Origin of the sequence: Aliivibrio sifiae (assembly GCF_002954715.1) — a bacterium.
In the GTDB taxonomy this organism is placed as follows: Bacteria; Pseudomonadota; Gammaproteobacteria; order Enterobacterales; family Vibrionaceae; genus Aliivibrio; species Aliivibrio sifiae.
Genome location: NZ_MSCP01000002.1, coordinates 207154 through 222590, shown reverse-complemented (window position 1 = coordinate 222590; position 15437 = coordinate 207154). Strand labels below are relative to the sequence as shown.

Genomic DNA, 15437 nt, shown 5'->3' with positions numbered 1-15437 from the left:
GTACTTCTAAATAAAGAAAAGCAAAATAAATACCTTTATTTTGTTTAGCTCTATAAACCAAGGCTAAACCGTCAAAACAACACAGTTTCGTCCTTTATTTTTAGCTTGATAAAGTGCTTTGTCTGCCCTATCTAGCCACTTAGCGATTGATTCTTTAGAAGAACGAACTTCAGAAATACCGATGCTACTCGATATATTCATTTCTCCTAATGGTGTTTCAACTCGTATCATTCTGATCTTATCTAATAACTCACTAATGGATTGTGTGGCTTCTTGGCCATTTTTATTAGGCAACAACATGACAAATTCATCGCCACCAAGTCTGGCAAACACATCACTATGGGTTATGTGATCTTGGCATACTCTTGTAAATCGTCTTAATACTTCATCACCTTTATCATGACCATAGGTATCATTAATTTGTTTAAAGTAATCAATATCAAACAAAACCGCAGAAATAGAGATTGGATCCTGTTTTGCAGATTCAAGTACCTGCTTTGTATTTTTTTCAAATCCTCGACGATTTAAAATTCCTGTTAACTCATCATGTAGAGCGAGTTTAAAATAATGATCATTCTGAGAAAGTAACTTAGATAATAAAACCGTATTTTTCATTAATAACGCAATGACAAACGAAATAATTAGAATGAAAAAGATAATTGAAATATATGCATAATCAGCCCAAAAGTACTTAGGTTTTGAAACGAGTAATATAAAAGGATAACCAGGTACTTTTTTGGCAAACACCATTTGATTAAAGCCGTGGTGCTTCCTCATTGCTTCAAAAAATACTTCTTGATTGTCAGTCAAACCTTGAAGTATTTTAGTCGACTCTTTACTAATAGTAGGCCGACTACCTACTTGCAGTGAGTCAGACCCATTCGTTGCTAACACCATAAGGTCAGAGCTTAAAATAGATACCGATGAATTTGTCGATATATGTAATGAGTTCAATGCACTAGAAAAAAAATCTAAGCTACTTAAAATACCAACCATGCCTATAAATTGATCGGATTTATTTGTAACCCTAACGCCTTGAGCAACAACTATTTTTCCAAATAAATTTACAAACGGATCCGTAAAAATATCATGCTCGGTACTCTCTTGTATTTGTTTACAATACTCACGCGAAGAAAGGTCTGCACCAACATCAGAGCTAGCGTTAACTAGAATACATTCGTTATTAATCGCAAATACATTGGAGGCATTCACAAGCATTTCAGCTTCTATACTCAATAATTCTTTCTGCTCTTTTAATACAGAAGAACTGAAAGGAACAGTCAATAAATGGTTGTTATGAAGATCGGTCGCCATTCCTTCTAGAACATTATGCGAATGCTTATATATTAAATTTAGCCACGTAGAAACAAAGTTTGCATTAAACCTCAATTCACTTTCTAATTTTTTATTATGTTGCTGATAATTATTTGAAATAGTAATGACTAATGTTGTAGATATTAATATAACAAATAACATTGAACCATAAAAAATAGATACCCTTTCTTTCATGTAAAAACCAAATAAATAATGATTATAGACAAGCTACACTAATAATAGTTACATCAACAAGAAATCTTTAATTTAATTTTTCATCTGTATAGTTTACGAAACAAGGCATCTCAGTAACGAAACATTACCACCTTATTGAATGGCGACGCCATTTCGCCCCTCTCTTTTTACTTCATAAAGCGCCTTATCTGCTCGCTCTAATAACACCGAAAAATCATCATCAGGTGAGTTCACTTGCGTAATGCCAATACTACTCGATATTCTCAACTCTCCCATAGTAGTTGTAACCGATAGATCTCTAATCTTATTTAATAACTCTATAATAATGGATTCTGCTTCTTGGGCTGTTTTATTTGCCAATATCATCACAAATTCATCGCCGCCTAAGCGAGCAAATAGATCACCCGAAGTGCATATTTTTTCACATTCTTTGCTGAATAAACGTAATACTTCATCTCCCATATCATGCCCATAAGTATCATTAATCTGTTTAAAATAATCGATATCAAAAAGAGCAACAGAGAACACCTTTTGGTGAATATGATAATCAGTCAGGTAACTTGTTATCTTCGATTCAAAGCAGCGACGATTACACGAACCAGTCAAATCATCAAACAGTGCTAAGATTGAATAACGCTGGGCTTCATTATCTAATTGATGGAAGTAATAGGCATTTTTTATCAGAAAGATACTCAGAGCAAGAATCAAAGAAAAAACGGTAAAGATGGTTACGTAAAGGGGATTAAACAAATAATGCTTTGCTTTAGTGACTAAAATAATAAAAGGTAAATCTGATACTTTCTTAATAAATACGCTTTGTGATGAGCCGTTATATTCTTTTTTAGAATCAAACATCAGCTCTTGATCATATTTAAGTCCTCGAAGTACAGAAGGTGGGATCAAGTTAAGATCCAGCTTTTTACCTATAGGCAAAAACTTAGGGATGCTGGTCGCCAATATTGTAAAATCGCTACTTAAAATAGTCGTTGTTGATTCTTCAGACAAGTTTACACTTCGTAAAGCTCGAGTAAAAAATGAAAAATCCGTTAATAGACCAACAATACCTGCAAAGTTGCCCTTTTTATCCGTTATTTTCACTCCTTGAACAATCACGCTTCGATTTGTAATATCTTTAAATGGTGCAGTAATTACCGAGTCAATATCGCTATTGTCATTGTTTAACTTCTGACAATATTCTCGTGAAGATAAATCAACGCCACCCATTGTTTTTGTTTTTAATAGCACACAATCTTTATCAACAGCAAAAACATGTATCGCATTCATAAGCGTTTGATGATGAAGTTCAAACACTTCTCTTTGTTCTTGATAGTGCTTATCAGAAACACTTAATTCGACAAATCCATTGTCAGTCAAATCTTCAGATAATTGATCTAATACCGAATTGGAATGATAGAAAGCCGTCTGCAGCCATATTGAAACAAAATTAGCGTTAAACCTCAATTCATCTTCAATAACCCGACTTTGCTTATTATAGCTTTTTAATACATAAGAAATCGCACAAACTAGAGCAACTCCTAATAACATTAATGAAGCACCTAAAACTATTCACTTAACCCTCATTTTTCCCCAAAACATTCACACTAACGATCAATATTAACAAGGTACATGAACAGAATTTACTCAAAAACAATTTATTGATGATTTTAACAGCAGTATTACGAATAACACATCAACTCAAAAGTAACACAATCTAATTCTAAAAATTAAGACAAGAATCTGCAGTAACAGGCATAAAAAAGCCAGCTAATTTAGCTGGCTTTTGAATTCTATGACCTATTTACCACTATTTTTGTGGTTGAGGTTTACGAGCAGGACGCGGGCCTTGACGACGTGGCTTTGTTCCATCAGCCTTTGGCTTAGAGAAGTTACTGCCATTACCACGACTTTCACCATTGCCCTTTGACTTTGGTTTACCAGAGCTAGTTGGTTTACCACCATTCATAGGGCGCTTCTTATTATTACCGTCCTCTTTCTTAGCTACGCCGCCTTCTTTGTTCTCCGTATTACGTCTTGGAGCAGGCTTAGCACCTTGTCTGTGGCCACTACGGTTTTCACCAGAGCGTTGACCATCTTTATGATCTTGTCTTGGAGCTTTCGCTTTCTTTGGTTTTTTCGCTTTAATCGGGCGAGTATCTAATCTAGATTCTGGCACTTTTAGCGTAGGTTCAAAACCTTCCAGCGTGTGGCGAGGTAAGATTTTTTGAATCAAACGTTCAATAGCGAATAGTTCACCCGCTTCATCTTCACTCACAAAAGAAACCGCTTTACCCGTTGCGCCAGCGCGACCAGTACGGCCAATACGGTGAACGTAATCTTCAGGAACTTTTGGTAAATCAACGTTGATAACTTGTGGTAATTGTTCGATATCTAAACCACGAGCTGCGATATCTGTTGCTACTAATACACGTACTTGACCGCTTTTGAAGTTAGCTAATGCTTTAGTACGAGCGCCTTGGCTCTTATTACCATGAATAGCAGCAGAGCTAATGCCTTTTTCTTCAAGCGTTTTCGCTAAACGGTTTGCACCATGTTTAGTTTTGCTGAAAACTAAGACTTGTTTCCAGTCATTGTCTTTAATTAACTTAGTAAGAACACGAGCTTTTTTCGTTTTATCTACAACGTACACTGATTGCTCAACGGTTTCTGCTGTTGTATTACGAGTTGCTACCGAAATCTCTACCGGGTTATTTACAAGGCCTTTTGCTAGCTGACGAATATCGTCAGAAAACGTTGCAGAGAACAGTAGGTTTTGACGGTTCTTAGGCAGTTTCGCTAAGATTTTTTTGATGTCATGAATAAAGCCCATATCTAACATACGGTCAGCTTCATCCAAGACTAGAATTTCTAATTGATCGAATTTGATTGCGTTTTGATTAGCAAGATCCAATAAACGACCAGGCGTTGCAACTAATACATCAACCCCTTTACGAAGACGTTGCATTTGTGGGTTTGCTTTAACACCACCAAATACCACATCAGAAGTAAGAGGAAGGTTCACGCTGTATTTCTCAACACTTTCGTGTACTTGTGCTGCAAGCTCACGTGTTGGTGTTAATACCAATGCACGAACTTGATTAAACTTACGTGTAGGACCTTTTGATAAACGCTCAAGAAGAGGAAGTGTAAAGCCTGCTGTTTTACCTGTACCCGTTTGAGCTGCTGCCATAACATCCTTCCCTTCAATTACCGCTGGGATAGCTTGTAATTGGATTGGTGAAGGTGTGCTGTAACCTTGTGCTTCTACAGCTTTTAAAATAGGGGCAGATAAGCCCAGAGAGGTAAAACCCATACTAAAATTTACTCTATCAATGTTCATTAAGCGCAAAACTGCGAGCGCTGTAGGATACAGCAACTGAGAGATTACTCAATCTTTGATTACCATAACCCTTCAAAGCCTAATTTATTCCACTTAAAAATAACAATATTACTAATTTAATTGATATTTCAACCATAAAAAAACCGAGCACATGGCTCGGTTTTTATCGATTAAATTGAAGTCTACTATTAATCTTCTAATTCTGCGTTGTGATAAACTTGTTGTACATCATCACAATCGTCTAATAGATCTAAGAATTTTTGGAATTTCTCAGCATCTTCGCCTGTAACCGCCATTGGGTTTTGAGGAACGAATGTAATTTCTTCAACATCAACAACTAATTCTGGGAACTCAGCAGCCAGTGCTGTTTTCACTTTAAAGAACTCAGTGTTTGGTGCGAATACTGTGATCACACCATCTTCAAGCTCGATGTCAGTCACGTCAGCATCTTGCATCATTAGGGCTTCAAGTACTGCTTCTTCATCATCACCTTTAAACTGGAATACAGCTTGGTGATCAAACATGTGAGAACTTGTACCTGGGCTACCAATTTTAGCACCAGTTTTAACAAAACATTGGCGAACGTCTTGGAAAGTACGGTTACCGTTATCTGTTAAACAGTCTACGATTACGCTTGCGCCGCCTGGTGCAAAACCTTCATAACGTGCGTGTTGGTAATCTTCACCACCGCCGCCTGTTGCTTTATCAATTGCTTTATCAATGATGTGTGTAGGAACCTGATCTTTTTTCGCTTTCGAAATAAGATGTTTTAGAGACAAGTTCATGTCTGGATCAGGGCCGCCATTCTTAGCACACATGTAAATTTCTTTACCGTATTTAGAATAAACTTTGATTTTTGCGCCTTGTGTTTTAGCCATTGAGGCCTTGCGCACTTCAAAACTTCTTCCCATCGGGATTCTCTCTTATGTTTGTGGACTTAAAATTATCGGCAGATTCTACCAAATTACTGAGGTGATACGCTAGTAAAGATCAAGGAACCTTACGCTACGCCCATTTTTGACTTGTATTTTTCAATAGATTGCTGAAAAAAGAGACGTTCCGCCTCATCTTCTAGCTTATTTGCTTCTGTTATCCAAAGATCTGGACCTGCTTTTGCATTTTTTACCTTCCAAACAAAGAACGCCGCTTGTTTATCAAGTTCAATTTCGTTTTTCTCTTTAGGAGGCAGTAGTGACAGGTTTTTCATAACAAGCTCAATTTAATTAATTACGGATAAAGTTTAATACTTCACCGTGAAATTTTCTAGCCAAAAAACCACATTCACACAAACCCCAATGACAAAAGAACCATTCACACACCAAATATCTAGATGTGCAAATTTGAAACACTATCACAATTCTTAATTATAATACTCGCATTAATGTCTTTTCTATCAATTAGTGCGGTAGTATATTCCCATAACTGTCGATAATGAATAGTTACAACATTATCACCACCTAAATAGATTTTTGTCGGCTTAATGTCGCAATATAACAATAATGCTTAAATATCAAAACCTTACTGAGATTAAGTGCTCATAATGCAAAATAATAAACAAATCACTACTCGAAACTTCATCATTATATTCATTGTATTAACTGTATTTGGTATCGCTGCAAAGCCTTTCTTATCAAACATTGAACATCAATCTAAAGTAAGAACTTTGGATCAAATAAAAAAATCTGTGGAACAGGCAGATAAAACTCGAGAACTCAATACAACATCGGTTGTTGCTTTAATTAATCCTCAAGATAGCTTACTAACATCATTTGATGAGGATAAAGCCTATATTGGTTTTGCTGATTCAATTGAAGAATTAGAGAATGGACAATGCTATTTTCTTTACACTCAAGGAAATAAAACAACGACAGAATCAAGCTCAACTATAGAAAATAGTGGATGCTAATTGTTTAAAATTATTACATACAACAAAAATGCGCCGTAAATAGGCGCATTAATAATACAACTCTGAAGGTATGAAGGTAGAACTCAATAATTAATGGATAAGGCCCAAGTCTTTCGCTTCTTCTAGCGTAAGACCACTTTCTCTAATTTCTCGCATTGCTTCAATACGACGACGTGCTGCTGCTTTTTTCTGACACTCTGTAATATTTGTTACTACTTCATCAGCAAGATCATACTTGCCTTTCATGTCGGTGATTTCACCGTGATCAATAGAATTAATAGACATAATAACCTCCTAAATTCATACCCTTCAGACGTATGTTTAGCAAAGCCAATTGCACTTGTTAAACCTATTTATCTCATAATGTGACCTAAGTTAGGTTTGTGATTTTTTTCCCAAAAAACACTATCTTTAATTGTATCAGTTGAACTACATTTAAGGTTCTACTCGTAATAAAATCACCTGCTTTACATCACGTATTTAGTGTCACCCATTCTCTATATTTTTATCATTTACAAAATTTATTTTTTATTATTCGTGATATCCACTCAGGTGAGTTACCCTAAGTTTCTACATTGATAAAAATAATGACAACTATGACCATCAACGCCATCGACATTACGGTACTTACCGAATCATCTTCAACTGAATCTCTACTGACAACAGCCTCATTAAATACCGCCTCTGGTATTACTTGCGAGAATTGCCAAGCATGCTGCTGTAAATTAGAAGTTATGATCATTACTGACACAGGCGTACCAGAAGAGTACATCGACCGTGATGAGTGGGGAAGCGAAGTTATGTTGCGATTAGATGATGGTTGGTGTGCTGCAGTTGATCGCGACACGTTAATGTGTACGATTTATGAAAATCGCCCATGGATCTGTCGTGAATTTGAAATGGCATCTTATGAATGTGAAGAAGAGCGTAAAGAGCAGGGCATCGATAAATAGACGCCCCAACGTCTAAATCAGCATTAAATCTATATCGTTTCTAAATACGTTAAGTATAAACGCGCATCAAATTCTAGTTGATGGTAATCAGGCTCCATATGGCAGCATAATGCATAAAAGGCTTTGTTATGATCCTTCTCTTTGATGTGCGCCAATTCATGCACTACAAGCATCCTCAACAAAGGCTCAGGCGCTTTACGAAACACACTCGAAATACGTATCTCATTTTTTGCTTTCAGTTTATTGCCATGAATACGCGAAACAAACGTATGCAAGCCTAACGCGTTATTCACAATATGAATTTTAGGGTCATACACGACTTTGTTTAAAGGCGATGATTTTTTAATGTACTTATTTTTTAGCGCTTGAGTGTAATCAAACAACGCTTTTTCTGACGTAATGTCATGCATGGTTGGGTATTTATTTTTCACCCATTCAGCTAACTTACCATTAGCTATCATGGGTTCAACTTGAGCTAAAATGTGCTCAGGATAGCCTTTCAAATATCGCAATTTAGTCATGGTTTCTGCTCATGATCTCATTTTACTTATAATGCACTATTGTACCCTACTTTCTTTATCGCTACTCTACCCCTCTTCTTTCTTCACTTTCTGACCCTAATCAAAGAGATTCTATGAATTTTCGTCGCTCATTTGCTCACACCGTTAATCAAATAAAAACTGCCATTGGTGAAGTGATTGAGTTTCAATCTCGTATTTGGGTTATTAACATTCATGAAGGCACATTAAATGATGAATCATTCATTATTAATGAGGATAACTTTCAAGAACCAATGCAGTGGATGGTAAGAAGACAATATACTGCAGAGATGATAGCGAAAGTGGATGCAATGAAACGCTCGCAAATCGTGGTATTGATGCTTAATAACGTAGAGCATAGATTAATGCGAGTGAAATAAAAAAGGCCCTTATTTCTAAAGACCTTTTGCTGCTATATGTTTTGATCGTACTGCATCATTTTCAGATATTTATTACTTTTAGTCATTCTATCAAACAGATTATTTTTTCGCACAAAGTGATGATAACAAGCTGCAAGAATATGTAGCACTACGCTACCAGCAAGAACAACACACCCCACACGATGAACCATAAAAAAGAATTGATTAATCGCCAGATCTTCAACCATATTATCAATGCTAAATAACCAAAAGAAGGTGTATGGGTTTTCTAACATCAAATAACCCGATATAAAAACAATGAACATTAAGAAGTACAGTAACGCATGCATAAAATGCGCAACATTCGCTTCAGTCATATTATTGTGTTGTACCGCTTTAACCGCTGGACGGAAATAAGACCAAAGCCAACGAACCACAAATAAGATAGTGCCTACTGTTGCTAATGACATATTAACAATTGATAACGCATAAAAAAGTTCTTTATCGCTATCAATGACTAAATGCATAACATAGCCAGCTATGGTGGCATAAATGATAATGACAGCCATAACCCAATGCAATATTTGACTAAAACGATCATAAGAAGTTGGTAAGTTCATATAACCTCTTTAAAAAATTGGCCGTATTAAAAAATACGGCCAATAATATCGATTTTAGTTAGATCTTGTCCCAAGCCATTGGCCAATCAGAACCAACACCAGGAGCAAAGCTTGTTGCTGTTTCTGTCCACTGAACACAGTAACCAGAATAAGGGAATGGTTTACATTGGTAGATAGCACCATCTTCCGCTAATACTTTAGTTCCAGCTTGGTAATTTTTCACGTTCTCAGGGAAAACGAAATCATAATCACCTGCTGGTGGTGGTGTTTGCTCTTCCATTAAATGGAAATCAGATGTAGTTTGTTCAATTAACTCACCTTCTGTATTTTTGATACGAGAGATAAGCATATGATGACCTTCTTCTGATTTAGATAATGTCATTACTACAGGTTCAACATCACCATCTTTCAAGTTAACAACAGCATTAGATAGCGCTTCTCTTGCGTGGTTATATACCGTTAGTTCAACGTTAATATCGCCTACCGCATACAGAGTAAGATCTAATTCAGTAGCCTCATCACCAATCATATACATAGGCTCTAGACCTTGAATATCTAACTCGTATGTTGGTTCTGGTGTTTCGATTTTGTAACCAATTTCAACACTCTTCAAGCCGCTGCCGGCTTTTAAATACACAGGGTTTGAACCAAATACAGGAACAAACTCACCTTTGTCATTTAATTGACCTGCACCAATATTGGATTGCTCTTGGTTGATCTTAGTCGCTAACTCATGAGTCCAATTGTTCGCTTGTCCTTGAGTTGCGTTTTCAATCGTTACGCTTGTTGATAATCCATTATTTTCACCGGCAGCATCAAAAACACGAGTAAAGACACTATCACCCACATTTAAATCACGAGTTGGATTGATTTGTCCACCTTGAGTCCAAGTTGGGTCAACCACACCACCATCGCCCTCGAATTTTACATCAATCACGTTATAGAATGCAGCCGCAGTATCACCCACATCCCAAACCGCTAGGATCACTTGGTAGCCTTCACGCTCAGGAACCACACACTCATGAGAGAATGTTTGTGGATATAGAGGTGGTTTTTCCATGTTGTATTCAAGCTCACAGAACGGAGTCAAATCAAAAGAATCACGCGTTAATACTGCATTTTGATTCCAATTCTGCTTTGTCATGTAATATTTCCACGTTTTAGTGACGTGGTTTGCCGTAAACGTCCATTCAAACGTGTGTTTGCCAGCCGTCATTGGGCGTTTTATCCAGCGATCAGACGTTTGCTCATTTAACTCAGAAAATTGAACTAAACCTGCGCCTGCGATTTGACCATCTGCTGGGCCTTTTTCTGGGAAACCTTCAGGGCCTTCAACACTTTGAGGTTCCCATTGAACAGAGCCACAATTTGTATTTTTTTCTTGTGTATCTGAGGTTGGGAATTTACATAGAGCCGCACGTGAAGCTGCAATACCACCGTTTGTTTCAGAAACATAACCATGGGCAGAAACCCCTGTGCTAGCCGCAATCAGCGATAACGCCAAGAACGTTTTTGTTGAGCATTTGTTCATCATTATTCCTTAAAATTATAATTATATTATTCATATCACGCCGCTAATTGACTGTAATAACGATAAGCCAACGCGAGAAACCTATACATTTAAAAACAACAAAAGAGAATGGCTTTCTGTTTATTTTATAAATTAATAAGTCTACTGCGTGAATGGTGGAATGTAGTCGAAAGCATAAATAAACACGACTAACATTGACATAAAATGGAAGTCAAATCACAAAAGAAAATAGGCTAACTAATTGTAAATTAAGGATAAAATAGCAATAAAACAAATACATCAAACAAAGTTAATTCACGAAACGAATCAATTCATAACGAATAATCAGCAAATAAATACTGATACAGCAACACAAAGGTCAATAGCCAATAGTAAGAATGAGTAGGAATAACGTGATGTTATTAATAGAAAATCAGATAACATTACAATAACAATAAACGGTAATTTTCTGTTTAAATGGTGAAGCAAAGCATATTTATGACATTACAGAAACGATCAAAACGACAAAGCTCATAACCTTTTATTTACTAAGGTTACTATTCTGTGACAATAACAAAAAAAGTTAATCAATAACTATCGAATAAGACTCTGTATTCCACAGTAAATCTTGCTCATCAGAAACAATTCATCGTTAGAATGGAGCTCAACATGCACAAAAACGAACATCTACCTTTACCCACCAATACCAAGGAATGGTTTCTAAATAAAAATAGCCTTATCATTCTCTGTGATATTATTCTTTTTGCTCTTCTATACCATTTTTTACCTTTTGAAAGAGAGGTTGTTCTTGGCTTAAGTATTTTAGTTTTTGTCGCTATTTTGTGGCTTACCGAAGCACTACACGTCAGTATTACCGCATTACTTGTTCCTCTTTTAGCCGTTGCCTTTGGTATTTTTGATACCGCTAAAGCCTTGAGCAACTTCTCTAATCCGATCATCTTCTTATTCTTAGGAGGCTTTGCTCTTGCAGCTGCACTGCACCGACAAGAACTGGATAAAGTCATTGCAGATAAAGTATTAGTCTTAGCGAAAGGAAAGATGAGTACTGCGGTTTATATGCTTTTTGGTGTCACCGCTGGTTTATCTATGTGGATAAGTAACACAGCCACCACAGCAATGATGCTGCCATTAGTTTTAGGCGTGCTAAGTAAAGTTAACTCAAAAACAGGTCACAATACGTATGTCTTTGTTCTTTTAGGAATTGCCTACTGCGCAAGTATCGGCGGAATTTCGACCATTGTTGGTAGTCCACCAAATGCCATTGCTGCTGCCGAAGTAGGGTTAAGTTTCACAGAGTGGATGGCCTTTGGTGTGCCCGTCACATTGATTTTATTACCTGTCACTGTTGCTCTGTTATACGTAATGCTAAAACCGAACCTTAATGAAGTGTTTGAACTTAACCACGAACCAGTAACATGGGACAAAGGTAAAGTCGTCACTCTAATGATCTTTGGTCTTACCGTTACTTTATGGATTTTTAGTAAGCCTATTAATGCGATGTTAGGTGGGTTCTCAAAGTTCGATACTTTGGTTGCACTGATGGCGATTGTCTTACTTGGCTTCTCTCGCGTTGTGCACTGGAAAGATGTCGAGAAAACAACGGATTGGGGCGTTCTACTGTTATTTGGAGGTGGTATTTGTTTAAGTAACATCTTAAAAGCAACAGGAACAAGCAGCTTTTTAGCACATAGCCTGAGTGATATTTTATCTCAAGCCGGTATTTTATTTACCATACTTACCGTTGCCGCGTTTGTGGTGTTCTTAACAGAGTTTGCAAGTAACACCGCAAGTGCTGCTTTGTTAATACCGGTATTTGCAAGCGTAGCAGAAGTTCTTGGGATCTCACCGGTTGTGTTATCAGCTATGATCGCAATCTCAGCCTCTTGTGCCTTTATGCTGCCAGTGGCCACGCCACCAAATGCGATAGTCTTTGGCTCTGGTCATATCAAACAATCTGAAATGATGCGCGTTGGTATTTACCTTAACTTAGTCTGTATTGTTATCTTAACCGCATTTGCTTCTATCTTCTGGGCGTAATTAAGACCTTTAAAAACAACAACGGCCTCTGCTAAAAACAGAGGCCGTATGTTTACAGAAGAAGTCTTATCAGTTAACGCCAAAATTCATCATTTGGATCATTCTCTTCGCACCATTCTTTTACCGTTCTTGCATTTAAATATGACTGCAAGCCATCAAACAAAGCAAATGCCATTGGTCCGCCTAAATGTTCAAACTCATCAAAAAATGCATCTTCTTGTTCAACCAATATACCTAAATTAATGCATTTATTTTTAATCGCCCATTCAATTGCTTCGGGTTGAGCGACCATGCCATCAATTAATACAGAAACTAAAGGCAGTGTTTGAGTGGTTTGATTTGATAACTCATATTCTGCAATATCGGCCTTATCTTGTTCTTGGTTTAAGACTTCATTAATAATGGTATTGCGATCTCTGCTTGAAATGTTTCGATTTAGCTCAGCAATACGTAAAGCATAAGCAAAGCGCTCAGAGCCCACTATTTCAATCAAGGTTTCAAGTAAAACAAGATCCAACGATAACGCTTTCACATGGTATTCAATACATGCTTGAATACTTAAATAGCGCACACCATTAAACTCATAACCATAACTTTCATCATAACCATCAAGCGGTTCACCATCGACAGTAATATCCCACCCAACATACTCAACTCGTTCTTTTGCGATTTCATACATTGGCCATGCACTTTTACCAAACCCTTCTAAAATAGCACCGTGAAACTCAGAGTCTTCTAACTCTTCTTTTGTCCACTGTAATCCTATACCTAAATGTTTAGCGTATTTGTTCATTAACGCATGTTTAATATTATCTCTAAACGACCAGATCGATTCGACCACTCCACCGGTAGGTAAGGACAAACACTCTTTACAAGCAGGTAGCTCTATTGGCTGATGCGATATTTGTGCGATTTGATGGGATGATTTTGGAAAAGAAAGAAGATCAAACGAAGGCTCACCACAGAACCAACAAGTGTGTCTGAGGTTAAAAGGAATATCAATAAGGGAGTAGTGGGCCATAGGGTTTCCGAACTAAAGAAGAAAACCCTATTTTACCCAATAATTTACATTAAGAAAGAAAAGGTGTGATTACTCTTTCTCTCTCAAAATACGAAGTGTATGTATTGCCATCGGAATTAACACAATCGCTAACCCTACGATTAAAAATTCCATAAATACCATGAATGAACTCTGAGAACCATTTAATAACATCTCATTACCCTATGTTGTTTAAGCCACTATCACCTAGACCAGAAACAGTATTTTCTGTTTCTTTCTGGTTTTTTTATTGCAGAGAATACTCTCTTGCGTTTTTTATGGCAGTCATTATGCTGCATTTAAAAAGTAATTAGTATCATTTATTCACAAACATACGATCATGATTCACAAATATTAATATAAAATAACTTACTGATATAAAACATAATTAAATTAGATTGACATTTAATTCTTAAAAAAAAGACAATCTTGCACGCTTATTTCATTCCTCTTAACTCTCCTTCGCAACTTCTTACACTAAGACTTCTTATCTTTTAAAAACCTTCTATTCTGTAAGCTTATAAAATTACGTAACAAGGATGTTAAGTGATATTCATATTAAGTACACGTCACCCTAAAAAAGGCTCAATAAACGCTCAATGCATAAATGAAGCGGCCTGTGCTCATTACTTGATCTTGCCTGATGATGCGATAAGTTCTGATCATAATATTCATCACACAAACCAAGAGCGTTGGATTACTGAGTTAACAAAAGCAGCAACCAGTGGGCACCACCCTGACCACCATCCATTAGCTCAATTTAAAACAGGAAACATTCTTTTCTTTGTACATGGGTATAACAATAACCAAGAAGAGGTCATACAACGCCATAAACTGTTAAATAAAAACCTTAAAGAGCAAGGATTCATAGGCACCATTGTCAGCTTCGATTGGCCTTGCACTCCTTACACTTTAAACAATTTAGAAGACAGGATGGATGCTTATCAAAGTGCATTACAATTGGTTATTTCAGGGATCACTCCATTAGCTATTAACCAACTCAACGAACGTAAAAACCAATGCGATATTGATGTTCATTTACTTGGGCATTCGACTGGGGCTTATGTGATTAGAGAAGCATTTTACCAAGCCAGTAAAAACCGAACCTTACAACGCATTCATTGGAACGTTAACCAAATATGTTTTATTGGGGGAGATATTGCCCAAAAATCATTACAGAAAGATGACAGCAAATCACAACCTTTGTTTGAACAATCCACTCGTATTACTAATTACCAAAGTCCTTATGATACGGCCTTAAAAATATCAGGTATAAACCGCTCTGGACTATCTCCTCGTTGTGGACGCGTAGGGATCCCGAATAATGCCCCCGATCATGTCGTTAATGTGCATTGTGGTGCCCACTGGTTATCACTCACCAGCCCTTTTTCGCAAGATACTAATGATAATTGGACCCACTCATGGCACTTTTACTGCAAACACTTTGCGGAAGATTTAGCACAAACCTTATTAGGCGATATTGATAGATTGGCCATACCAACCCGAGAAAGAACAAACGGAGAATTAAGCTTAAAAGTGAAAAAGCCCGTAACGATTGGGATTGTAAAAAACAGAGGGAAGCTGTCAGGTAGGCTGAGGTAGTACAG

The 15437-nt window shown here is 36.9% G+C and carries 15 protein-coding genes; 5 read left to right on the top strand and 10 right to left on the bottom strand.

The annotated features are described in order from the left end of the window. Nucleotides 1–63 precede the first annotated feature (63 nt). From BTO23_RS12330 to BTO23_RS12310, 5 genes are all read right to left on the bottom strand, one after another. Complete coding sequence (locus BTO23_RS12330; protein WP_170066736.1) at nt 64–1509, bottom strand: sensor domain-containing diguanylate cyclase; 1446 nt, start codon at nt 1507–1509, stop codon at nt 64–66. A gap of 132 nt (nt 1510–1641) precedes the next feature. Beyond that, nucleotides 1642–3054 carry a sensor domain-containing diguanylate cyclase gene (locus BTO23_RS12325; RefSeq protein ID WP_245922106.1) on the bottom strand — a complete coding sequence of 471 codons (1413 nt, stop codon included), beginning with the start codon at nt 3052–3054 and terminating at the stop codon, nt 1642–1644. A 259-nt stretch (nt 3055–3313) separates the two neighbouring features. After that, nucleotides 3314–4819, bottom strand: a complete 1506-nt coding sequence (locus BTO23_RS12320; RefSeq protein WP_060992036.1) for a DEAD/DEAH box helicase — start codon at nt 4817–4819, stop codon at nt 3314–3316. A 215-nt stretch (nt 4820–5034) separates the two neighbouring features. After that, nucleotides 5035–5757, bottom strand: coding sequence for a YebC/PmpR family DNA-binding transcriptional regulator (locus tag BTO23_RS12315; protein WP_060992035.1), 723 nt, complete (start codon nt 5755–5757; stop codon nt 5035–5037). A gap of 89 nt (nt 5758–5846) precedes the next feature. Beyond that, complete coding sequence (locus tag BTO23_RS12310) at nt 5847–6053, bottom strand: DUF3283 family protein (protein WP_060992034.1); 207 nt, start codon at nt 6051–6053, stop codon at nt 5847–5849. Between the two features lie 333 nt (nt 6054–6386). On the opposite strand from BTO23_RS12310, the gene BTO23_RS12305 reads away from it, so the two are divergent. Then, nucleotides 6387–6752: a hypothetical protein gene (locus BTO23_RS12305; protein WP_060992033.1), complete on the top strand. Its 366-nt coding sequence runs from the start codon at nt 6387–6389 to the stop codon at nt 6750–6752. 90 nt (nt 6753–6842) lie between these two features. Here the strand turns inward: BTO23_RS12305 and BTO23_RS12300 are convergent, their stop codons facing one another. After that, nucleotides 6843–7037, bottom strand: coding sequence for a hypothetical protein (locus BTO23_RS12300; RefSeq protein WP_060992032.1), 195 nt, complete (start codon nt 7035–7037; stop codon nt 6843–6845). A gap of 311 nt (nt 7038–7348) precedes the next feature. Between BTO23_RS12300 and BTO23_RS12295 the strand changes: the two genes are divergently transcribed. After that, a complete protein-coding gene (locus BTO23_RS12295; RefSeq protein ID WP_245922143.1) occupies nt 7349–7705 on the top strand; it encodes a YkgJ family cysteine cluster protein in 357 nt (118 codons plus the stop codon). A gap of 29 nt (nt 7706–7734) precedes the next feature. Here BTO23_RS12295 and BTO23_RS12290 read toward each other — a convergent pair whose 3' ends face one another. Beyond that, nucleotides 7735–8226 (bottom strand): M48 metallopeptidase family protein, encoded by a 492-nt coding sequence (locus BTO23_RS12290; protein ID WP_061012126.1) that lies wholly within the window; start codon nt 8224–8226, stop codon nt 7735–7737. Nucleotides 8227–8339: 113 nt separating this feature from the next. Between BTO23_RS12290 and BTO23_RS12285 the strand changes: the two genes are divergently transcribed. Then, the gene (locus BTO23_RS12285; protein WP_060992030.1) at nt 8340–8624 is read left to right on the top strand and encodes a hypothetical protein; all 285 of its coding nucleotides are present in this window, start codon (nt 8340–8342) and stop codon (nt 8622–8624) included. A gap of 32 nt (nt 8625–8656) precedes the next feature. Here BTO23_RS12285 and BTO23_RS12280 read toward each other — a convergent pair whose 3' ends face one another. Together BTO23_RS12280 and gbpA are read right to left on the bottom strand one after the other, a co-directional pair. Next, nucleotides 8657–9223 (bottom strand): cytochrome b, encoded by a 567-nt coding sequence (locus tag BTO23_RS12280; RefSeq protein WP_060992029.1) that lies wholly within the window; start codon nt 9221–9223, stop codon nt 8657–8659. 58 nt (nt 9224–9281) lie between these two features. After that, entirely contained in the window at nt 9282–10754 is a 1473-nt protein-coding gene (gene gbpA, locus BTO23_RS12275) for an N-acetylglucosamine-binding protein GbpA (RefSeq protein WP_105063660.1), read from the bottom strand. Between the two features lie 648 nt (nt 10755–11402). Between gbpA and BTO23_RS12270 the strand changes: the two genes are divergently transcribed. Then, nucleotides 11403–12791 (top strand): SLC13 family permease, encoded by a 1389-nt coding sequence (locus tag BTO23_RS12270; RefSeq protein ID WP_061003456.1) that lies wholly within the window; start codon nt 11403–11405, stop codon nt 12789–12791. Nucleotides 12792–12864: 73 nt separating this feature from the next. Here the strand turns inward: BTO23_RS12270 and BTO23_RS12265 are convergent, their stop codons facing one another. Continuing rightward, a complete protein-coding gene (locus BTO23_RS12265) occupies nt 12865–13812 on the bottom strand; it encodes a hypothetical protein (RefSeq protein WP_105063659.1) in 948 nt (315 codons plus the stop codon). A gap of 564 nt (nt 13813–14376) precedes the next feature. Between BTO23_RS12265 and BTO23_RS12260 the strand changes: the two genes are divergently transcribed. Then, nucleotides 14377–15432, top strand: coding sequence for an alpha/beta hydrolase (locus BTO23_RS12260; protein WP_105063658.1), 1056 nt, complete (start codon nt 14377–14379; stop codon nt 15430–15432). The last annotated feature ends 5 nt before the right edge of the window (nt 15433–15437 follow it).

Coding starts and splice junctions, on each gene's coding strand:
- BTO23_RS12270 (WP_061003456.1), top strand. CDS start 11,403: ATGCACAAAAACGAACATCTACCTTTACCCACCAATACCAAGGAATGG.
- BTO23_RS12325 (WP_245922106.1), bottom strand. CDS start 3,054: ATGTTATTAGGAGTTGCTCTAGTTTGTGCGATTTCTTATGTATTAAAA.
- BTO23_RS12290 (WP_061012126.1), bottom strand. CDS start 8,226: ATGACTAAATTGCGATATTTGAAAGGCTATCCTGAGCACATTTTAGCT.
- BTO23_RS12280 (WP_060992029.1), bottom strand. CDS start 9,223: ATGAACTTACCAACTTCTTATGATCGTTTTAGTCAAATATTGCATTGG.
- BTO23_RS12265 (WP_105063659.1), bottom strand. CDS start 13,812: ATGGCCCACTACTCCCTTATTGATATTCCTTTTAACCTCAGACACACT.
- BTO23_RS12330 (WP_170066736.1), bottom strand. CDS start 1,509: ATGAAAGAAAGGGTATCTATTTTTTATGGTTCAATGTTATTTGTTATA.
- gbpA (WP_105063660.1), bottom strand. CDS start 10,754: ATGAACAAATGCTCAACAAAAACGTTCTTGGCGTTATCGCTGATTGCG.
- BTO23_RS12295 (WP_245922143.1), top strand. CDS start 7,349: ATGACCATCAACGCCATCGACATTACGGTACTTACCGAATCATCTTCA.
- BTO23_RS12320 (WP_060992036.1), bottom strand. CDS start 4,819: ATGGGTTTTACCTCTCTGGGCTTATCTGCCCCTATTTTAAAAGCTGTA.
- BTO23_RS12300 (WP_060992032.1), bottom strand. CDS start 7,037: ATGTCTATTAATTCTATTGATCACGGTGAAATCACCGACATGAAAGGC.
- BTO23_RS12285 (WP_060992030.1), top strand. CDS start 8,340: ATGAATTTTCGTCGCTCATTTGCTCACACCGTTAATCAAATAAAAACT.
- BTO23_RS12305 (WP_060992033.1), top strand. CDS start 6,387: ATGCAAAATAATAAACAAATCACTACTCGAAACTTCATCATTATATTC.
- BTO23_RS12310 (WP_060992034.1), bottom strand. CDS start 6,053: ATGAAAAACCTGTCACTACTGCCTCCTAAAGAGAAAAACGAAATTGAA.
- BTO23_RS12315 (WP_060992035.1), bottom strand. CDS start 5,757: ATGGGAAGAAGTTTTGAAGTGCGCAAGGCCTCAATGGCTAAAACACAA.